This is a genomic window from Agrococcus carbonis, from assembly GCF_900104705.1.
Lineage (GTDB): Bacteria > Actinomycetota > Actinomycetes > Actinomycetales > Microbacteriaceae > Agrococcus > Agrococcus carbonis.
Genome location: NZ_LT629734.1, coordinates 2,055,740 through 2,075,309, shown reverse-complemented (window position 1 = coordinate 2,075,309; position 19,570 = coordinate 2,055,740). Strand labels below are relative to the sequence as shown.

The window sequence follows — 19,570 nt, the reverse complement described above, 5'->3', positions numbered from 1 at the left end:
CGCTGGCGCCATGACCGTCCACGAGCGCGCCACGATCATCCCGCTTCCCGACCGGGTGCCGCACCTGCCGAAGTCGGCGCTCGTCATGCCCGGCGCGGTCATCGCGGGCGAGGTGTCGCTCGGCGAGCGCGTGGGCATCTGGCCCGGCGCGAGCCTGCGCGCCGAGGAGGAGGCGATCACGATCGGCGAGGAGTCGAACGTGCAGGACTCGTGCTCGCTGCACGTCGACCACGGCTCGCCGCTCACCATCGGCGCGCGCGTCTCGATCGGCCACAACGCCGTCGTGCACGGCTGCACCGTCGAGGACGACGTGCTCATCGGCATGCACGCGACCGTCATGAACGGCGCCGTCATCGGCACCGGGTCGATCATCGCAGCTGGCGCGCTCGTGACCGAGGGCACCGTCATCCCCGAGCACTCGCTCGTCGCTGGCGTGCCCGGCAAGGTGCGCCGCGAGACGACCGACGACGAGCGGCACGGCATCGCGCGGAACGCCGAGGCGTACGCGAAGCGCATCCAGCTCTACGTCGACGCCATCGCCCGCTGACGCTCGAGCCCCCTGGCGTTCCGGGCGGGCGGATGCGTAGGCTCGGCCCCACCGGGAGGAGCACGAGATGGCGATCCGACGGACAGGCACGGTGACCGAGCACGGCCAGACGTGCGAGCTGACGCTCGAGCGCACGGTGAGCGCCGACGCCATCGCCGTGTGGCCCTTCCTCTCCGAGTCGCGCGAGCTCGGCATCTGGTTCGCGACCTACGTGGGCGAGCCCGACTCGGGCGAGGTCGTGCTCGCGATGACCGCCGAGGAGGGCGACGCGACGAGCGCCGTCGAGATCCTCGACTGCAACGCCCCCGAGCACCTGGCCGTGCAGACGACCGACGAGTCGGGCAGCTGGAGCCTCGAGGTCGAGCTCATCGACGGCGGGCACGAGCCGGGCTCGGGCACCCTCATCCGCTTCATGCAGCACGAGCTGCCCAAGGCGGCGCTGCCGGATGTCGCGGCCGGCTGGGAGTGGTACCTCGACCGGCTCGTCGCGGCGATCGCGGGCGAGCCGATGCCCGCGTGGGACGACTACTACCCGGCGCTGCGCGACGCGTACGCGGGCTGAGCGGGGCGCCGGCCGCGCGTGCGCGGCGCCGAGCACCGGCTCGGGATGCTGAGGTGATCCACAGCGCCTCCGCGGGCGCTTCCCCGCCGCCGCGCGCGCTCCTATGCTCAGCCGCATGCGCAGCCCCATCACGGATGCGGTGGCCGACATCCTGCACGAGCAGGATGCCGATGCCGCGCGCGCTCTGCTCGCCGAGGCGATCCTCGTCGCGACCGACAGCGAGATCGCGACGCGCGTGAGCGTGACGCGCGGCCGCCCCGACGCGCTCATGCGCATCCACGGGCACGGGCACCGACCCGCGGCGTCCGAGATGCCGTGCGCCGCCGACGTGCGCGCGCATCCGCTCTTCCGCTTCCGGGCTGCGACCCGCTCCCCCGAGCCCGTGCGGCTCGGCGACGTCGTGCGGGCCGGCTGGGCGCTCGAGGAGCCGACGCTGCGCATCTTCGAGCGGCTGCGGGTCTCGGCACACCAGGCCGACCTCGCGGTCGCCTCGGGCGGCGAGTACGACGGCTGGACGCTCATCGCGCCGAGCGCCATCACCCGGCTGCAGCTGCGGCCGATCGTCCAGCACGCGCGCCTGCTGCGCGGCCTCGACCGCCACGTCGAGCTGCTCGCGCGAGTCGGCGCCGCGGCGCCCGAGCCGGCCGAGGGCGCTCCGCGGCTCACGCCCCGCGAGCGCACCGTGCTGCACCTCATGCACCTCGGTCGCACGGCGGCCGCGATCGGCGCGACCCTGGGCGTCTCGGAGCGCACGGTGCACAAGCACCAGGAGCACCTGTACCGCAAGCTCGGCGCGCGCGACCGGCTGAGCGCCGTGCTGCTCGGGCAGCGGAGCGGCCTCCTCCCGACAGCACGTGGGGAGGAGGCCGCCGCTTCCGGCGCGAGCAGCCGGGACTAGAGACCCGCCGCGCAGGCCTCGACGCCCGCGAGCAGGTCGACGGTGAGCGAGCCGAACTGCGCCTCGGTGAGGTAGCTGAACGGGCGCGGCTCCCTGCCCTGGTGGGCGGCGCCGCCGCCGACGGTCGCCTTCGCGTGGATGAGCGGCTCCTGCGTCATGCCGTTCTCGGCCATGAAGTCGGCGACGACCTCGTCGGCCACCCACGCGCAGTCGGCCTGCAGGTGCGGCGGCACGGCGAACATCACGCCGAGGTCGCTCAGCGGCACCCACGGCGTACCGCCGCGCAGGTGGTGCTGGTAGGCGGCGCCCGCCCACTGGTCGCGATAGCAGTGGTGGGCGGATGCGGCGGTCGCACCGACCATGGTCAGGACGACGGCGAGCGCGACGGCGGCGGTGCCTCGGCGCGCGCGGGCGGCGGCGGTCATGGAGTCTCCTCCTCGGGATCGTCCGGGACCTGGGTGCCCGGGCATCCACGAGTCTCCACCGCCGCCCGCCGCCGCGGTATGCGCAGAGGTGCGTACGTGCGCGACTAGCGGGAGCGCACCTGGTGCTCGGCCATCTGCACGACGTTGTCGAGCAGCATGACGCGCGTCATGGGGCCGACGCCCCCGGGCACGGGCGAGACCCAGCCGGCGACCTCGCGGACGCCCGGCTCGACGTCGCCGAGCAGCTTGACCTTGCCGGTCTCGGCCGAGAGGCCGCGCGTGATGCCCACGTCGAGCACCGCGGCCCCCGGCTTGACCCAGTCGGCCTTGATGAGGCCCGGCACGCCGACCGCGGCCACGACGATGTCGGCCTCGCGCACCTGCGCCGCGAGGTCGGGGGTGCGCGAGTGGCACAGGGTGACGGTCGCGTCGATGCCCTTGCGCGTCAGCAGCAGGCCGAGCGGCCGGCCGACCGTGAGGCCCCGACCGACGACCGCGACGGTGCTGCCGGCGATCTCGATGTCGTGGCGGCGCAGCATCTGCACGATGCCCGCGGGCGTGCACGGCAGCGGCGACTCGATCGGGCCGTCGACGCCGAGCACGAGCCGGCCGAGGTTGTAGGGGTGCAGGCCGTCGGCATCCTTGTCGGGATCCATGAGCCCGAGCATCGCGTGCTCGTCGTGGCCCGGCGGCAGCGGCAGCTGGATGATGTAGCCGGTGACCTCCGGGGCGGCGTTGAGGTCCTCGATCGCCTTCCTGACGTCGGCGCTCGAGGCCCCCGACGGCAGGTCGACGCGGATCGACTCGATCCCCACCTCGGCGCAGTCTCGGTGCTTGCCCTTCACGTACGACTGGCTGCCCGGGTCGTCGCCGACGAGCAGCGTCCCGAGGCCGGGCGTCATGCCCTTGCCGCGGAGCGCGGCCACGCGCTCCTGCAGCTCAGCCTTGATCGCGGATGCGGTGGCGTTGCCGTCGAGGAGCCGCGCGGTCATCGGTCGACCGACGAGCCGAGCTCGTGCACGGCCGCCGGCTGGCCCGAGGGGCCGACGCCCGGGTACAGCGGGAACGCATCCGCGAGCGCCGCGACGCGCGCGCGCAGCGCATCGAGGTCGGCGCCCGGCTGCAGCGCGAGCGCGATCACGTCGGCGACCTCGGTGAACTCCTCGTCGCCGAAGCCGCGCGTCGCGAGCGCGGGCGTGCCGATGCGCAGGCCGCTCGTGACCATCGGCGGGCGCGGGTCGTTCGGCACCGCGTTCCGGTTGACGGTGATGCGGATCTCGTGCAGGAGGTCCTCGGCCTGCTTGCCGTCGATCGCGGCGTCGCGCAGGTCGACGAGCACGAGGTGCACGTCGGTGCCGTCGGAGCGCACCGTGATCCCCGCATCCCGCACGTCCTGCTGCATGAGGCGCTCGGCGAGGATGTGCGCGCCGCGGAGCGTGCGCTCCTGGCGCTCCTTGAACTCGTCGCTCGCGGCGAGCTTGAACGCGGTCGCCTTCGCGGCGATCACGTGCATGAGCGGGCCGCCCTGCTGGCCCGGGAAGACGCCCGAGTTGATCTTCTTGGCGATGTCGGCGTCGTTCGTGAGGATGAAGCCCGAGCGGGGGCCGCCGATGGTCTTGTGCACGGTCGACGAGACGACGTGCGCGTGCGGCACGGGGTTCGGGTGCAGGCCCGCGGCGACGAGGCCGGCGAAGTGCGCCATGTCGACCCACAGGAGCGCGCCGACCTCGTCGGCGATCGCGCGGAAGGCGGCGAAGTCGAGCTGGCGCGGGTAGGCCGACCAGCCGGCGACGATGACCTTGGGCTTGTGCTCGATCGCGAGGCGGCGCACCTCGTCCATGTCGACGCGGCTCGTGGTCTCGTCGACGCCGTACGCGACGATGTCGTAGAGGCGGCCCGAGAAGTTGATCTTCATGCCGTGCGTGAGGTGGCCGCCATGGTCGAGCGAGAGGCCGAGCACGGTGTCGCCGGGGCGGGCGATCGCGTGGAGCACGGCGGCGTTCGCCGTCGCGCCCGAGTGGGGCTGCACGTTGGCGTACTCGGCGCCGAAGAGTGCCTTGGCCCGCTCGATCGCGAGGTTCTCGGCGACGTCGACGAACTCGCAGCCGCCGTAGTAGCGGCGGCCCGGGTAGCCCTCGGCGTACTTGTTGGTCAGCACGGAGCCCGCCGCCTCGAGCACCGCGACGGGCACGAAGTTCTCGCTCGCGATCATCTCGAGGTAGTCGCGCTGGCGGTCGAGCTCGAGCTGCAGCGCCTCGGCGATCTCGGGGTCCACCTCGGCGAGGGGGCTGTTGAACGTGCTGGGCAGGCGGTCGGTCACGGGTGCTCCTTCGCTGTGCGCTCGCGCGCGTCGCTGGCTGGCTCGCCCAGGCGCGCGGCAGGGGGTGATCCCACAGGTCGGCCGCTCCCCGGTGGTGCTCCACCAATGCGCCAGTCACGGCCGCGTCCATCGTAGCCCGCGCTCGCGCGCGACGACGGATGCGTCGACGCGGCACGGACGACCACGGTCCCTTGCCGCCCGGCCGCCCGATGCCGCAGGCTGGTGCCGTTCGTCACCCGAGAGCGAAGGAGCTCCCCATGGCCGTCATCGACCTCACCGGCAAGGTCGCCGTCATCACCGGCGCAGGCAGCGGCATCGGCCGCGCGACCGCCCAGCTGTTCGCCGAGCTCGGCGCGACCGTCGTCGCGAGCGACATCGCCGAGACCGCGCACGAGACCGTCGAGCTCCTGCAGGGCGCCGGCGGCACCGCATCCGCCCACGTCGGCGACATCGGCGACGCCGCCACGGCCGACGCGGTCGTCGCGGCCGCGGTCGAGCGCCACGGCGGCCTGCACGCGCTCGTCAACAACGCCGGGATCATGGATCACTTCGCCGGCGCCGCCGCCGTCGAGGACGACCTGTGGCGCCGCGTCATGCGCGTCAACCTCGACGGGCCGTTCTTCCTGACGCGCGCGGCGCTGCGCGTCATGCTGCCGGCGGGCGGCGGCTCGATCATCAACATCGCGAGCGAGGCGGGCATCCGCGGCGCCGCGGCGGGCGCCGCGTACACGGCGTCGAAGCACGGGCTCATCGGGCTCACGCGCAACACGGCCTACACGTACGCGAAGCAGGGCATCCGCGCGAACGCGATCTGCCCGGGCGGCGTCGAGACCAACGTGATGACGCCCGACATCCAGCAGCACATCGACCAGGAGGGGCTCGCCGCGATCACGCCCGTGCACCAGAGCGCGCAGCGCACGGCGCAGCCGATCGAGCAGGCGAACCTCGCCGCGTTCCTCGCCTCGGACGCCGCCTCGAACGTGAGCGGCGCGATCATCCCGAACGACGGCGGGTGGTCGGCGGGCTGATCCGCTCCCCCGGCCCTGTCAGCCGGACCCCTTCCGCCGAGCTCGACCTGGTGCACCGGCTCGCCGCTGGCGGAAGGGGTCCGGCACGCGGTGGGCGGCCGGATCGGCGCCGTGCTTGGATCGGCGCATGGACGACGACCGCGCACGCGCGCTGCTGCTCGAGGCGCTCGACGCGCAGCGCCGCCACATCCTCGCCGCCGTCGACGGCCTCGACGACGCGCAGCTGCGCACGGCGGTGCTGCCCTCGGGCTGGTCGCCGATCGGGCTCGTCCGCCACGTGACCCTCGGCGGCGAGCGCTACTGGTTCCACACCGTCATGGCGGGCGAGCCGCTCGACTACTGGCCGGTCGCCGACGCCGCGCTCGACGAGGGCCGGCCCGCCGACTGGCGGGTCGAGCCCGACGAGTCGACGGATGCGGTGCTGCAGGACTACCGGGATGCCGTCGAGCGCTCGGATCGGATCATCGCCGCCGCTGCGCTCGATGCGCCGCCGCGGATGCCCGACCCCGACTGGCCCGAGGGCGCGTTCGCCGACCTCGCCGAGGTGCTCGTGCACGTGATCCTCGACACGGCGACGCACGCGGGCCACCTCGATGCGGCGCGCGAGCTGCTCGACGGCCGCCAGCACCTCGTGCTGTGAGGACGCTCGCTGACCCGCGCCGGTCGTATCCGTCAGTAAGGTGCGAGCATGAGCGCCAATGGCCCCCAATCCTCGAACCGCTTGAGTCCCACCTTTCTCTCTCTCACTCTGACGAACTTCCTTTCCTACAAGAGGGCGACCGTTGACTTCGGAGACCTCACTGCCCTAGTAGGACCGAATGCCAGCGGCAAGTCGAACTTCGTCGCGGCCATCAGACTGCTCCGCGATATCAGTTCGCATGGGCTCCCCGTCGCTGTGGCGCGTCGAGGCGGCTTCCCTCAGATTCGCCACCGCAGCAATGGCAGACCCACCAATCCTTCGCTCCGCCTGGAGTTTCGACTGGGCGACGCCAGTGGCCAACCGTCCTCTCATTATGAGATCGCGTTCTCATCGGTCGCTGGCGGCACCTACAGGGTGAAGAAAGAGACGGCGGTCGTCTACTACCGCGACGCGCGCTATGAGTTCCGAAGCGATGGCTCAACCGTCGTCTCACGCGACTCCACGTCGAAGCATGGCGACCGCACATCCGCGATCGCGCCGGGGCACAGCGCCGCGTCCGGCGCATCATCGTTCGCTAGCTATCTGATCTTCCAGACCCTCTCCCAATTGCAAACGGTGGAAATCAACCCACAAGTCATTCGAGAATTCCAAGAACCTAGTTCGCTTGGGCAGTTCGAGCCAGACGGCTCGAATGTGGTTTCCATCTATGATTCACTCAGCAGCGAACAGCGTCGGGTTGTACTGAGCCATTTGAACGCCATCGTGCCTGGCATCGTGCGAGTCGAGGTCTCGTCGTTGGCAGGCCAGCAGACGCTCATCTTCGGACAACAGACACCGAACGGCGTGCGCGAGTTCAGTGCGCGGCAGATGTCGGACGGAACACTCCGCGCCTTCAGCATGCTGATTGCGCTGTTCCAACCAACAGTCCCGGCGTTGGTAGTTCTTGAAGAGCCGGAGATTGCAATTCATCTCGGTGCGCTCCGCGCGCTCGTGGACATCCTGCGGAGCGAAGCGCGGCGGACGCAGATTGTGATCACGACGCACTCGGCTGACATCGCTGACCAGGTCGATGTCGACAGCGTCAGGGTGGTCTGGTCTGACGGTGAAGCTTCCCATCTCGCCAGAGTGGCTCCTGAGACTCGTCAGGTGGTTCACGAACGACTTCTAACCGTGGGAGAACTGATGCGCTCGCACGCGCTGGACCCCGAGGCGGTGGATTCGTAGATGGGCATCGATGGCGCGATCCAGCTAATCGTCGAGGGCCCGGGAGATCGCGGCGCGGTTCCAACGCTTCTACGAAAGCGACTCCACGAGCTCGAAGACTTCCGGCCGGGGTTGCTTGCCACCCCCATCGCCGTAAATGGCATCAGCAATCTGACTAAAGCGGGCGGCATCGAAGGTTATGTCCGCATCGCTGCCAGTCGCCCCGGGGCGCAGCAGATTCTTGTGGTGATCGATGCAGACAAGGAGTGCATCAAGCAGGTAGCGACCGGCTTACTCCCCCGGTGCGGGAGCCGGGTGCCAGTGACCTTGGCGATCGCGGAGAAGAACTTCGAGGACTGGATCTACGCGTCGTGCGAGACCACGATTCACGAAGACGCTGTGTACGAAGTTGGCGCCAATGGCCTCAGTCGCATCCGCGCGCATCGTGACTACACGAAGAGCGTTGACCAGGCGACCCTTGCCGCGAATATCGAGATTCATGTCGCCGCAGGACGCAACGGATCATTCAAGCGGCTCATCGAACGATTCGACGCGATCGCCACGACGGTCACCGTGGCCTAACATCCGCCACCGCCTGATGCGCCGCCCATCCTCGCTACGCTCCCTTGAGCCCGGCGCACCGCGCCAGATCATGCGGTCAGTCAGGTGGTTCTGCGAGCCGACGCTGAGCGCCGTAAGTGCGATCGTCGGCTCGCGCACGGACAGCAACGGCCGCAGCACACCGCGCCCTGGCACGACTGCTCGCCATAACGGCTCTCGCCGTCACTCGACCCGTTTTGACCGCCCGGAGTCGTTGCAGCGGGTCCAGTCGCCCGGATGGGGTGGAGTCGCCGCGGAAACGGGTCGAGTTGCCGGGATGCGTCGAGCCGAGTCGCCGTCGATCGCGCAAGGGCCCCGCTCACGAGAGCGGGACCCCTTCGCGGCGACCGGCGAGCGTCAGATGAGCCGATCGGTGAGGTGGTTGGGCGTGCCGAACCGGTGCGCCGTGATCGCGATCGCCTGCTCGCGCAGGAACGGCAGCAGCTCGACACGGCCCGCCTCCGTCACCGGGTGCGACACGATCGCGAGGTCGGGGCGGCCGTCGACCGCCTCGGCGAGCGCCCGCACGCCCGCGGCGACCGTCGCCTCGGGTGCGAGGTAGCGGATGCGGCCCTGCGGCAGGCGCGCCGCCGCAGCCGCGAAGGCCGCGTCGTCGTGCACCTCGACCGGCACGCCCGCCGCCGCGAGCGCCGCGCGCACAGCGGGCGCCGGCTCGATCGCGGTCGAGACGCGCACCTCGGCACCCGCCCGCAGCGCCGCGACGACCGCGCGGGCGAGCTGCGCGATGCGACCGCCCTCCGCGAGCCGGATCACGACGCCCGGCATCGGGAGGTGCCGCAGGATGTCGCGCTCGGCGAGCAGCCCCTGCACGTCGCGCGCGACGCCGAGCTCGGTCGCCCACACGTGCTGGTCGCTGCCGGCCGAGCGGCGGAGCGCGTCGGCCTCGCCGGCCGACACCGACGCATCCGACGACCGTGCGAGCGAGTCGACGGCGTCGACGAGCGCCTGCACCGACGGGAGCGCGATCGGGTCGAGCTCGCGCGCCTCGGCGGTCACCCAGTCGACGAGCGGCAGCAGGTAGCTCGGGCCGCCCGCCTTGGTCGTCGGCCCGACGACCGAGCGCTTCCAGCCGCCGAAGGGCTGGCGCTCGACGATGGCGCCCGTGATGCCGCGGTTGACGTAGAGGTTGCCGGCCTGGATCGTGTCGAGCCACTGGCCGATCTCGTCGGGCTCGAGCGAGTGGAGGCCCGAGGTGAGGCCGTAGTCGACCTCGTTGACGACCGCGATGGCCTCCTCGAGCGTCTCGACGCGCATGATGCCGAGGATCGGCCCGAAGTACTCGGTGAGGTGGTACTCGCTGCCGCGCTGCACGCCGGCGCGCAGGCCCGGGCTCCAGAGCTTCCCCTCGTCGTCGAGCTGCTTGGGCTCGACGACCCACGCCTCGCCCTCGCCGAGGCGCGTGAGGCCGTCGAGCAGCTTCCCCTCGGCGGGCGCGATGACCGGGCCCATCTGGCTGTCGGCGTCCCACGGCCAGCCCGTCTCGAGCGAGCGCACGCCGTCGACGATCTGGTTGTGCAGGCGCTTCGAGCGGCCGGCCTGGCCGACGAGCACCGCGAGCGACGCCGCCGAGCACTTCTGGCCCGCGTGGCCGAACGCGCTCGCCACGATGTCCTTCGCGGCGAGGTCGTAGTCGGCCGACGGCATCACGATGATCGCGTTCTTGCCGCTCGTCTCGGCGAGCAGGTTGAGGTCGGGGCGGATGCGGCGGAAGGCCTCGGCGGTCTCGAAGCCGCCCGTGAGGATGACGCGGTCGACGCGCTCGTCGCCGACGAGGGCGTCGCCGAGCGAGCGGTCGCCGAGCTGCACGAGCTGCAGCACGTCCTTCGGCACGCCGGCGGCCCAGAGCGCCTCGACCATCACGGAGCCCGTGCGCGCGGTGGCGCGGGCGGGCTTGATGATGACGGATGCGCCGCTCGCGAGCGCCGCGAGCGTCGAGCCCGCGGGGATCGCGATCGGGAAGTTCCACGGCGGCGTGACCGCGATGAGGCGGCTCGGCACCGCGACGGCACCGTCGATCGTGTCGAGGTGGCGGGCGCGCTCGGCGTAGAAGTGCGCGAAGTCGATGGCCTCGGAGACCTCGGGGTCGGACTGGTCGAGCGTCTTGCCGGCCTCGCTCGCGGCGACCTCCATGAGCTCGGCGCGGCGCGCCTCGAGCTCGTCGCCGACGCGGTGCAGGATCGCGGCGCGCTCGTCGCCCGAGAGGGCGCGCCACGCGTCGTTCGCGGCGAGGCCCGTCGTGATGACGGCCTCGAGCGCCTCGGCGTCCCGCACGAGCGACGCCTCGACGGCGTCGAAGCCGAGGCGCGAGGTCTTCGCGCGCTCGCGGATGCCGGCGGCCCACGCCTGGTTGGCGGGGAGCGACGGGTCGGTGTCGGGCGCGTTGCGGAAGCCGGTCGTCGGCATCGGCTCGGGCGCCTGCGTGCGGTCCTGCACGCGGTGGGTGGCGGGCGCCTCGGCCGCGAGCGCGTCGAGCGAGGCGAGGAAGCGGTCGCGCTCGCGCTCGAAGAGCCCCTCGTCGGTCGCGAGCTCGAACACCGCCGACATGAAGTTCTCGCGGCTCGCGCCCTCCTCGAGGCGGCGGATGAGGTAGGCGATCGCGACGTCGAACTCGGCCGGGTGCACGACGGGCGTGTAGAGCAGCAGTCCGCCGACGTCGCGGCGCACGACCTCGGCCTGGCCCTGCGCCATGCCGAGCAGCATCTCGAAGTCGAGGCCGGCCTCGATGCCGCGCTGCTTCGCGAGCAGCCACGCGAAGGCGACGTCGAAGAGGTTGTGGCCCGCGACGCCGAGCTCGACGTTGGCGATGCGGTCGGTGGTGAGCGCCCACGTGAGCACGCGCTTGTAGTGCGTGTCGCTGTCCTGCTTGCTGTGCCACGTCGCGAGCGGCCAGTCGTGGATCGACGCCTCGACGCGCTCCATCGGCAGGTTCGCGCCCTTCACGAGGCGCACCTTCACGGGCGCCCCGCCGCCGGCGACGCGCGCCGCGGCCCACGCCTGCAGGCGCTGCATCGCGGGCAGTGCGTCGGGCAGGTACGCCTGCAGCACGATGCCGCCGCGGTACCGCTCGAGGCCGGGGGTCTCGAGGATCCGCGTGAAGACCGCCATGGTCATCTCGAGGTCCTTGTACTCCTCCATGTCGAGGTTGATGAAGGTGCCGTTCTCGGCGGCGCGGCGGTAGAGCGGCAGCAGTCGCTCGACGACGTGCTCGACGTGCGAGTCGAAGGCCCAGGGCTGGTGCGGCGCGGTCGTCGCCGAGACCTTGATCGAGGCGTAGTCGACGTCGGGGCGCTCGATGAGCGCGCGCGTGCCCTCGATGCGGCGCTCGGCCTCGCGCGCGCCGAGCACGTACTCGCCGAGCAGGTTGACGTTGAGACGGGCGCCGGTGGCGCGGATGCGCTTGATCGCGGCACCGAGGCGGGCGTCGGTCGCGTCGATGATGAGGTGGCCGACCATCTCGCGCAGCACGCGGCGCGCGATCGGCACGACGACCTGTGGCGCGAGCGGTGCGACCCCGCCGCCGAGCTTGAGCGCCTGGCGCATCGGCCACGGCAGGAACGACGGCGCGTCGCCGGCGATCTCGCGGAGGGTGCGCGCGGCGACGTGCACGTCCTCGGGCCGCACGACGCCGTCGACGAAGCGCACCGCGAAGTCGAGGCCCTTGGGGTCGCGCAGCACGCCGGCGAGCTGCTCGGCGCTGCTGTCGGCGGGGATGCGCTCGGCCTGCTCGAGCCACGTGCGCACCTGCGCGACGACCTCGGGGGCGAGCGCTCGGAGCGCCTCGAGCTCTGCCGGGTCGACGGCGTGCTGCGTCGCGGCGCGCGCGGCGGCGTCCGCGACCGCCTGCTGCGCGGCGGACTGCTCGCCCGCGTCGTGCTCGGCGGTCGAGCCGGCGGCCTTCGTCGCGGCCTGCTTGGCGGTGGCGGATGCGCCCATGCGTCTGCCCTTCCTGCGGTCATCCTCCTGCGCGCGGACACGCGCAGTGCGCCGCCAGTCTGCACCCCCGCATCGTTCAGGTACAGTGACGGTTCGCGATGGATTCCCATCGCATCCGCTGATGCTTCTTGGAGGCGAGCGTGCTCGACGTCCGGCGCCTGCGACTGCTGCGCGAGCTGCGGCTGCGCGGCACGATCGCCGCCGTCGCGGCGGCCCTCGCGTACGCCCCGAGCGCGGTCTCCCAGCAGCTGAGCGCGCTCGAGCGCGAGGTCGGGGTTGCCCTCACCCGCAAGCAGGGGCGGCGGCTCGCGCTCACGCCGCAGGGCGAGCTGCTCGCGGCCCACGCCGAGCGGATCCTCGCGCAGCTCGAGGCCGCCGAGCGCGCCGTCGCGGCATCGCTCGGCCGCCCCGTCGGCACTGTCCGCATCGCGGTCTTCCAGTCGGCCGCGCTCTCCCTCGTGCCCGAGATGCTGCGCATCCTCGCCGGCTCCGCGCCCGAGGTGCGGGTCGAGATGGTGCAGCGCGAGCCGGAGACCGCGCTCTACGACACCCACGTGGGCGACTTCGACCTCGTCGTCGCCGAGCAGTACCCGGGGCACGCGGCGCCGCAGCATCCGGGCCTCGACCGCGAGGTGCTCATGACCGATGCGCTGCGGCTCGCGGTGCCGCCCGGCAGCGGCATCCGCACGCTCGCGGATGCTGCGGCGCGCGCGTGGGTGATGGAGCCGGTCGGCGCGGCCTCGCGGCACTTCGCCGAGCAGCAGTGCCGCCTCGCGGGCTTCGAGCCCGACGTGCGGTTCGCGACCGCCGACCTGCAGGCCCAGATGCGGCTCATCGAGACGGGGCATGCGGTCGGCATCGTCAACGACCTGACGTGGGTCGGCTCCGAGGTGGGGTTCGAGGCGCTGCCGCTGCCCGGCGAGCCGCGGCGCGAGATCTTCACCGCCGGGCGCACCGCCTCGAGCGGGTCGCCGGCGATCGCCGCGGTGCGCCAGGCGCTGCGCGACGCCGTGCCGCAGCTCGACGACGCCTAGGTGCACCCGGCTAGGGGCGCGCGCGCTCGAGGTCGCGCCGGTGCAGGCGCGCGTCGATCGACACGAGCGCGAGCGCGACGACGAGGCCGGTCAGGAGCGCCCACGGGAGCGCGCCGACGCCGACCGCCTCGAGGACGATCGCGCCCAGGAGCGCTCCCCCGCCGATGCCCACGTTGAAGCCGGTCGTGTACCAGGCGGTCGCGCCCTGCAGCATCCGCTCGGGCGTCGCCTGCAGCTGCCGCGTCTGCAGCAGCGCCGGCAGCGCGCCGAGGGCGAACGCCCACACCATGACGCCCACGACGGTGAGCACCGCGAGCTGCGAGAGGCCGAGCGTGAGCATCGCGGCGATGCCGGCGACCATCATCGCGAGGGTCGAGGCGGTGGGGCGGCGGCCGAGCCAGAGCGCGATCGCGAGCACCGCGGCGATCCCGACGATGCCGTAGCCGAGCAGCGCGCCCGAGAGCCACGACTCGGGCACGCCCGCGTGCTGCACGAGGAAGGGCGAGATGTACGTGTAGAGGGCGTAGTGGCCGAGCATCACGAGGGTCGTCGAGACGATCGCGAGCGCCACGCCGCGCACGCTCTTGCCGGGCTCCGGGTCGGGCAGGGCGATCGAGCCGGTCGACGTCGTCGCCTGGTCGCGCAGGTGGTCGACGGGCGGCAGCATCCGCCACACCGCGACCGCGACGACGATGCACACCGTGCCGAACAGCGCGAACGACCAGCGCCAGCCGATGAGCTGGCCGAGCAGCGTCGCGAGCGGCAGCCCGAGCACGTAGGCGAACGAGCCGCCGGAGGAGGTGATCGCGACGGCGCGCGCGAGCTGGCCGGGCTCGACGAGGTAGGCGGCGTACGCGCCCACGACCGTCCAGAAGACGCCGTGCGCGAGTCCGCCGAGCACGCGGAAGGCGACCATCCAGCCGTAGTCGGGCGCGAGCGCCGAGCCGAAGCAGCTCGCCGCGAACACCACGAGCACCGTGATGACGAGCAGGTGGCGCGGCACTCGGCGGGTGAGGCGGATGAGCGTGGTCGAGGAGGCGACGACGGTGAAGGCGAAGATCGTCACGAGCAGGCCGATCGCGCTCTCGCCGACGCCGAGCTCCCGGCTCATCGGCAGCAGCAGGCCCATCGGGAGCATCTCGACCGAGATGTTCGTGAAGATCGCGAGCGCGAGCACGAGCAGCGGCCCCATCGGGAACGGCCGTGCCCGCCCGGTCGTCGCCTGGTCTGCCACGCCGCTGAGCCTACGCGGCGGGCGGGCTCCCCGAGCCCGCGGCGGCGGCGTCGGCCGCACCCGCGCGAACGTAGACTCGATCGGGTGAGCAACCACTGGATCCTGTCGTTCGTCTGCGACGACCGGCCGGGCATCGTGCACGCGATCACCGGCGCCATCGTCGAGTGCGGCGGCAACATCACCGAGTCGCAGCAGTTCTCGTCGGCCGACACCGACCGCTTCTTCATGCGCCTGCAGGTCGAGGCCGACGCCGAGCGCGCCGCGTTCGAGGCGCGGCTCGCTCCGGTGGTCGAGCAGTACGGCATGCAGTGGCAGCTCGACGACGTGGGCCGCCCGCTCAAGACGCTCGTGCTCGCGTCGAAGGCGGCCCACTGCCTCAACGACATGCTGTTCCGCCAGCGCGCGGGCCAGCTCTCGGTCGACATCCCGCTCGTGATGGCGAACCACCCCGACCTCGGCTCGCTCGCGGCCTTCTACGACGTGCCGTTCGAGCACCACCCGGTGACGGATGCGGCGACGAAGGCCGCGTTCGAGCGCCGGATCCTCGAGGTGGTCGAGGCCGAGGGCATCGAGCTCGTCGTCCTCGCCCGCTACATGCAGATCCTCTCCCCCGAGCTCTGCGAGGCGCTCGAGGGCCGGCTCATCAACATCCACCACTCCTTCCTGCCGGGCTTCAAGGGCGCGAACCCCTATCGCCAGGCGCACGCGCGCGGCGTGAAGCTCATCGGCGCGACAGCCCACTTCGTCACGAGCGACCTCGACGAGGGCCCGATCATCGAGCAGAACGTCGAGCGCGTCGAGCACACGCAGACGCCCGCGCAGCTCGTCGCGATCGGCCAGGACGTCGAGTCGCGCACCCTCTCGCGCGCGGTGCAGTGGTTCGCCGAGGATCGCGTGCTGCTCGACGGCCAGCGCACGATCATCTTCCGCTAGCGTCGCGCCGGCCCCCGCCCCGCGCCGCCCCGCCCCGCCCTGCACCGCACCGCACCGCGCCCGCTGCGAGCACCCGGGTGGTCACGACACGCCGCGAGCTCCCGCCCCGCGACGGCGTGTCGTGACCACGGAGCGCGGCGCGTGCGGCGCGTCGTGACCACCCTGCGGGCCGCCTCGAGCGGGCAACCCGTCACCTGCTGTTCACTCCCGCTCGGGCGTGGCGTCAGCGGCGATGGCTAGGTTCTGCATCAGCAACCTTGCACCTCAACGGAGTGGAACCATGCGCACACGCACCCCGCTCGGCACCGGAACGGTCGCCGCGCTCGCCCTCTCAGGGCTCGTGGCGACCCCAGCGGTCGCCGCGGAGCATCCCGTCATCAACGAGTTCTCGGCCGACGTCGACAGCACCGACACCGGCCTCGAGTACGTCGAGCTGCTCGGCGCCCCCGGCACCGACCTGAGCGACCACCGCATCGTCATCGTCGAGGGCGACAGCAACACCAACCAGGGCCGCGTCATCCGCGTCGACCCGGCGCCGGCGCTCGACGCGAGCGGCCGGGGCCTCCTGCAGTACCCGCTGAACGGCATCCAGAACGGCTCCGCCTCGATCCTGCTCGTGCAGGGCCCGGCGACGAACGGCCAGGTCGTCGACGCCGACCGCGACGGCACCATCGACGACGGCGTCGGCTTCACCGTGGTCGACGCCGTAGGCGTGACGGATGCGGATGCCGGCGACCTCGGGTACGGCACGGTGCTCGCCCGCGGCTTCGACGGGAGCTCCGCGACCGTCGGCGGCGCGAGCCGCATGCCCGAGGGCACCGACACCGACGCACCCGGCGACTGGGTGCGGAACGCGTTCAACGGAGCGGGCGTGCGAACCGGCACGCCGGCCGTGGGCGAGGCGTGGAACACACCGGGCGCCGCGAACCGCGTGTTCGAGGGCGACGTCGAGGAGCCGCCGGTCGAGACGTGCGATGCGCAGCCGACCGCGATCGGCGCCGTGCAGGGGTCGGGCGACGCGACGCCGCTCGCCGGGCAGACCGTGACCGTGCGCGGCACCGTCACCGGCGACTGGCAGGTGGGCGGCTTCGGCGGCTTCACCATCCAGGACGCGGGCGACGGCGACGCCGCCACGAGCGACGGCATCTTCGTCTACGCCCCGCAGGCGCGCGACGTCACCGAGGGCGACCTCGTGCAGGTGACCGGCACGGCGACCGAGCACTACGGCATGACGCAGATCGCGAACGCCGCCGTCGCCGACTGCGGCGAGGGCGCGCTGCCCGAGCCCGTCGCGCTCGAGCTGCCGATCGCCGACCACGAGGCGACCGAGAGCATGCTCGTCACGCTCCCGCAGACGCTCTCGATCCTCGAGTACTTCAACTACGGCCGCTACGGCCAGGTCGTCGTGGGCACCGAGCGCCAGATGCAGCCGACCGCGGTCGCCGCGCCCGGCTCGGCCGAGGCCGCTGCGGTGCGCGAGGCCAACGCCGCGAACCGCATCACGATCGACGACGGCCGCTCGTCGCAGAACCCCGACCCGGCGATCCACCCGGGCACGCTCGAGACGTTCACGCTCGAGCACGGCTTCCGCGGCGGCGACACGATCACCGGCATCACGGGCGTGCTCGACTGGCGCTTCGACACGTGGGCCGTGCAGCCGACCGACGCCGGCACCTACGCCGCGCAGAACCCCCGCCCGGCGGCGCCGGAGATCGAGGGTGCCGACCTCGAGGTCGCGTCGTTCAACGTGCTGAACTACTTCACGACCCTCGGCAGCCGTGGCGCGATCACGGCGGCCGAGCTCGAGCGCCAGCAGGCGAAGATCGTCGCAGCGATCACCGAGCTCGACTCGGCGATCGTGGGGCTGCTCGAGATCGAGAACAACGACGGCGCCGCGCTCGACACGCTCGTGCAGGCGCTCAACGACGCGGCACCGACCGCCGACGGCGCCGCGCGCTGGGCCGGCATCGACACCGGCCGCCTCGGCACCGACGAGATCACGACCGCGCTCATCTACCAGCCGGCGCTCGTGGCTCCGGAGGGCGCGCACGCGGTGCTCGATTCGAGCGTCGATGCGCGCTTCGACAGCACGAAGAACCGGCCGGCGCTCGCGCAGTCGTTCCGCGACCTCGCGACCGACCGCATCCTCACCGTCGCCGTCAACCACCTGAAGTCGAAGGGCTCGGCGTGCGAGGGCGACTCCGGCAGCCCCGAGCAGGGCAACTGCAACGCGGTGCGCACCGCCGCGGCGGCCGCGCTCGCCGACTGGCTCGCGACCGACCCGACCGGTGCCGACTCGGAGGGCTCGCTCATCATCGGCGACCTGAACGCGTACGACCACGAGGACCCGATCACGACGCTCGAGGCGGCCGGCTACACCGACCTGCTCGAGCGCCACCAGGGCGAGGAGGCCTACACCTACGTCTTCGACGGCCAGCTCGGCTACCTCGACTACGGCCTCGCCGACGAGGGGCTGCTCGAGTCGGTCGTGGGCGCCGCCGCATGGCACGCCAACGCCGACGAGGTGAGCCTCATCGACTACTCGATGCAGTTCAAGCAGGACGCGCAGGATGCGCTGTTCGCCGCCGACCCCTACCGCGCGAGCGACCACGACGCCGTCGTGATCGGCCTCTCGTTCGAGGCCGACGAGCCGGAGGAGCCGGGCCTGCCCGGCGGCGGCCACCCGGTGTTCGGCGACGACCACCCGGTGCACGGCGACCAGCACCCGGGCCGCGGCTTCGGCAACGGCAAGCCGGGCAAGGGCCCGCACGCCAGCTGAGGCGCACGGCCTGACGCGCCCCTCGGCGCAGGCGGCACCGGGCCCCGTGCCCGGTGCCGCTGCCGTCTGCGATGCCCGCCTGTGATGCCCCTCCGGCACCTAGGCTCTCGGTGTGACCACCCCGGATGAGACCACCCCGGATGTGACCGACCGCGCTGCGCGCACCGCTGCCTCCGGCGAGCGCGACCCGGCGGGCGCGACCCTGCTGCTGCGCGCGCGCCGCGCCCTCCTCGAGGGCGTCATCGTGCCGGATGCGTGGGTGCAGGCCGAAGGCGGCGTGATCACCGCGCTCGGCCAGGGCGCGCCGCCGCGGGCACCCGACGTCGAGGTCGACGGCACGCTCGCGCCCGGCTTCGTCGACCTGCACTGCCACGGCGGGCTCGGCGGCGCGTTCGACGACGACGAGCCCGACTGGGACGCGATCCTCGGGCTCCACGAGGCGCACGGCACCACGCGGCAGGCGATCTCGCTCGTCACCGCACCCCTGCCCGACCTCCTGCCGCGCGTGCGCGCCGCCGCGGCGCGCGCAGCCGCCGACCCGGCCGTGCTCGGCGTGCACCTCGAGGGCCCGTTCCTCGCCGACAGCCACCGCGGCGCGCACGACCCCGCCGCGCTGCAGGCGCCCACGCCCGCGTCGGTCGAGGCGCTCCTCGAAGCCGGCGACGGGCAGCTGCTGCAGGTGACGATCGCGCCCGAGCTGCCCGGCGCCCTCGACGCGATCGGCAGCTTCGCCGACGCGGGCGTGCGCGTCGCGGTCGGCCACACCGGCGCCGACGCCGCGACGGTGCGCGCGGCGTTCGACGCCGGCGCGACGCTCCTCACGCACGCGTGCAACGGCATGCCGCCGATGCACCACCGCTCCCCCGGGCCGCTCGCGGCCGCGCTGCTCGACGAGCGCGTCACGCTCGAGGCGATCGCCGACGGCGAGCACGTCGCGCCCGAGATGCTCGCCGTGCTGCTGCAGGCGGCGCCGGGCCGCGTCGCGCTCGTGAGCGACGCGATGGCGGCGGCGGGCATGCCCGACGGCGACTACCGCATCGGCGGGCTCGACGTGCGCGTCGAGGCCGGGCTGCCGCGGCTCGCCGGCGGCGGCTCGATCGCCGGCTCGACCCTCACGCTCGACCACGCGGTGCGCGTGCTCGTCGCAGCGGGCGCACCGCTCGCGGTCGCGCTCGACGCCGCGGCGCGGGCGGGGGCGGATGCGGTGGACCGCCCCGACCTCGGCCGCCTGCGGGCGGGTGCCGCCGCCGACCTCGTCGCGCTCGACGACGACCTCGCGGTGACGGGCGTCTGGCGCGACGGGCACCGCATCGCGTCGCGCTGAGCGGCCGTCCTCGGACGAGCCCGTCGCGGCCCCGCGTCCTCGCGCCTGAGGTCGCCGCGGCGCTGCCGCCATCCCGCGCCCGCGCCCCG

General features: G+C 72.9%; 16 protein-coding genes and 1 riboswitch. Of the genes, 11 read left to right on the top strand and 5 right to left on the bottom strand.

What is annotated here, in order from left to right; all coding sequences use genetic code 11:
- The first annotated feature begins 10 nt into the window (after nt 1-10).
- The 3 genes from BLT67_RS09995 (at nt 11) to BLT67_RS09985 (ending at nt 2,007) form a co-directional block, all read left to right on the top strand.
- Nucleotides 11-547 (top strand): gamma carbonic anhydrase family protein, encoded by a 537-nt coding sequence (locus tag BLT67_RS09995; RefSeq protein WP_092666878.1) that lies wholly within the window; start codon nt 11-13, stop codon nt 545-547.
- A 67-nt stretch (nt 548-614) separates the two neighbouring features.
- Entirely contained in the window at nt 615-1,109 is a 495-nt protein-coding gene (locus BLT67_RS09990) for an SRPBCC domain-containing protein (protein WP_092666877.1), read from the top strand.
- A gap of 115 nt (nt 1,110-1,224) precedes the next feature.
- Nucleotides 1,225-2,007: a helix-turn-helix transcriptional regulator gene (locus BLT67_RS09985; RefSeq protein ID WP_197674415.1), complete on the top strand. Its 783-nt coding sequence runs from the start codon at nt 1,225-1,227 to the stop codon at nt 2,005-2,007.
- Here BLT67_RS09985 and BLT67_RS09980 read toward each other — a convergent pair.
- The 3 genes from BLT67_RS09980 to glyA form a co-directional block, all read right to left on the bottom strand.
- Entirely contained in the window at nt 2,004-2,432 is a 429-nt protein-coding gene (locus BLT67_RS09980; RefSeq protein ID WP_092666875.1) for a hypothetical protein, read from the bottom strand. The genes BLT67_RS09985 and BLT67_RS09980 overlap by 4 nt on opposite strands.
- 104 nt (nt 2,433-2,536) lie before the next feature.
- Entirely contained in the window at nt 2,537-3,424 is an 888-nt protein-coding gene (locus BLT67_RS09975; protein WP_092666874.1) for a bifunctional methylenetetrahydrofolate dehydrogenase/methenyltetrahydrofolate cyclohydrolase, read from the bottom strand.
- Entirely contained in the window at nt 3,421-4,752 is a 1,332-nt protein-coding gene (glyA, locus tag BLT67_RS09970; protein ID WP_092666873.1) for a serine hydroxymethyltransferase, read from the bottom strand. Before glyA ends, BLT67_RS09975 begins: the two co-directional genes overlap by 4 nt.
- A 37-nt stretch (nt 4,753-4,789) precedes the next feature.
- A riboswitch (ZMP/ZTP riboswitch) is annotated at nt 4,790-4,880 on the bottom strand.
- 129 nt (nt 4,881-5,009) lie between these two features.
- Between glyA and BLT67_RS09965 the strand changes: the two genes are divergently transcribed.
- The 4 genes from BLT67_RS09965 (at nt 5,010) to BLT67_RS09950 (ending at nt 8,205) form a co-directional block, all read left to right on the top strand.
- Complete coding sequence (locus BLT67_RS09965) at nt 5,010-5,780, top strand: SDR family NAD(P)-dependent oxidoreductase (RefSeq protein WP_092666872.1); 771 nt, start codon at nt 5,010-5,012, stop codon at nt 5,778-5,780.
- A gap of 127 nt (nt 5,781-5,907) precedes the next feature.
- Nucleotides 5,908-6,420 carry a DinB family protein gene (locus BLT67_RS09960; RefSeq protein ID WP_092666871.1) on the top strand — a complete coding sequence of 171 codons (513 nt, stop codon included), beginning with the start codon at nt 5,908-5,910 and terminating at the stop codon, nt 6,418-6,420.
- Nucleotides 6,421-6,468: 48 nt separating this feature from the next.
- Nucleotides 6,469-7,644, top strand: a complete 1,176-nt coding sequence (locus tag BLT67_RS09955) for an AAA family ATPase (protein ID WP_092666870.1) — start codon at nt 6,469-6,471, stop codon at nt 7,642-7,644.
- Nucleotides 7,645-8,205 (top strand): hypothetical protein, encoded by a 561-nt coding sequence (locus BLT67_RS09950; protein ID WP_092666869.1) that lies wholly within the window; start codon nt 7,645-7,647, stop codon nt 8,203-8,205.
- A 375-nt stretch (nt 8,206-8,580) separates the two neighbouring features.
- Here the strand turns inward: BLT67_RS09950 and BLT67_RS09945 are convergent, their stop codons facing one another.
- Nucleotides 8,581-12,177, bottom strand: a complete 3,597-nt coding sequence (locus BLT67_RS09945) for a bifunctional proline dehydrogenase/L-glutamate gamma-semialdehyde dehydrogenase (RefSeq protein ID WP_092666868.1) — start codon at nt 12,175-12,177, stop codon at nt 8,581-8,583.
- Between the two features lie 140 nt (nt 12,178-12,317).
- Here BLT67_RS09945 and BLT67_RS09940 point away from each other — a divergent pair, with 140 nt between their 5' ends.
- Nucleotides 12,318-13,211 carry a LysR substrate-binding domain-containing protein gene (locus BLT67_RS09940; protein ID WP_092667622.1) on the top strand — a complete coding sequence of 298 codons (894 nt, stop codon included), beginning with the start codon at nt 12,318-12,320 and terminating at the stop codon, nt 13,209-13,211.
- 10 nt (nt 13,212-13,221) lie between these two features.
- Here the strand turns inward: BLT67_RS09940 and BLT67_RS09935 are convergent, their stop codons facing one another.
- Complete coding sequence (locus BLT67_RS09935; protein ID WP_092666867.1) at nt 13,222-14,445, bottom strand: MFS transporter; 1,224 nt, start codon at nt 14,443-14,445, stop codon at nt 13,222-13,224.
- 84 nt (nt 14,446-14,529) lie between these two features.
- On the opposite strand from BLT67_RS09935, the gene purU reads away from it, so the two are divergent.
- From purU to BLT67_RS09920, 3 genes are all read left to right on the top strand, one after another.
- The gene (gene purU, locus BLT67_RS09930) at nt 14,530-15,378 is read left to right on the top strand and encodes a formyltetrahydrofolate deformylase (protein WP_092666866.1); all 849 of its coding nucleotides are present in this window, start codon (nt 14,530-14,532) and stop codon (nt 15,376-15,378) included.
- A gap of 280 nt (nt 15,379-15,658) precedes the next feature.
- Nucleotides 15,659-18,157 carry an ExeM/NucH family extracellular endonuclease gene (locus BLT67_RS09925; RefSeq protein ID WP_092666865.1) on the top strand — a complete coding sequence of 833 codons (2,499 nt, stop codon included), beginning with the start codon at nt 15,659-15,661 and terminating at the stop codon, nt 18,155-18,157.
- Between the two features lie 112 nt (nt 18,158-18,269).
- Nucleotides 18,270-19,481 (top strand): N-acetylglucosamine-6-phosphate deacetylase, encoded by a 1,212-nt coding sequence (locus tag BLT67_RS09920; protein WP_231945465.1) that lies wholly within the window; start codon nt 18,270-18,272, stop codon nt 19,479-19,481.
- Nucleotides 19,482-19,570 lie beyond the last annotated feature (89 nt).

Coding starts and splice junctions, on each gene's coding strand:
- BLT67_RS09995 (WP_092666878.1), top strand. CDS start 11: ATGACCGTCCACGAGCGCGCCACGATCATCCCGCTTCCCGACCGGGTG.
- BLT67_RS09990 (WP_092666877.1), top strand. CDS start 615: ATGGCGATCCGACGGACAGGCACGGTGACCGAGCACGGCCAGACGTGC.
- BLT67_RS09985 (WP_197674415.1), top strand. CDS start 1,225: ATGCGCAGCCCCATCACGGATGCGGTGGCCGACATCCTGCACGAGCAG.
- BLT67_RS09980 (WP_092666875.1), bottom strand. CDS start 2,432: ATGACCGCCGCCGCCCGCGCGCGCCGAGGCACCGCCGCCGTCGCGCTC.
- BLT67_RS09975 (WP_092666874.1), bottom strand. CDS start 3,424: ATGACCGCGCGGCTCCTCGACGGCAACGCCACCGCATCCGCGATCAAG.
- BLT67_RS09965 (WP_092666872.1), top strand. CDS start 5,010: ATGGCCGTCATCGACCTCACCGGCAAGGTCGCCGTCATCACCGGCGCA.
- BLT67_RS09960 (WP_092666871.1), top strand. CDS start 5,908: ATGGACGACGACCGCGCACGCGCGCTGCTGCTCGAGGCGCTCGACGCG.
- BLT67_RS09955 (WP_092666870.1), top strand. CDS start 6,469: ATGAGCGCCAATGGCCCCCAATCCTCGAACCGCTTGAGTCCCACCTTT.
- BLT67_RS09950 (WP_092666869.1), top strand. CDS start 7,645: ATGGGCATCGATGGCGCGATCCAGCTAATCGTCGAGGGCCCGGGAGAT.
- BLT67_RS09945 (WP_092666868.1), bottom strand. CDS start 12,177: ATGGGCGCATCCGCCACCGCCAAGCAGGCCGCGACGAAGGCCGCCGGC.
- BLT67_RS09925 (WP_092666865.1), top strand. CDS start 15,659: ATGCGCACACGCACCCCGCTCGGCACCGGAACGGTCGCCGCGCTCGCC.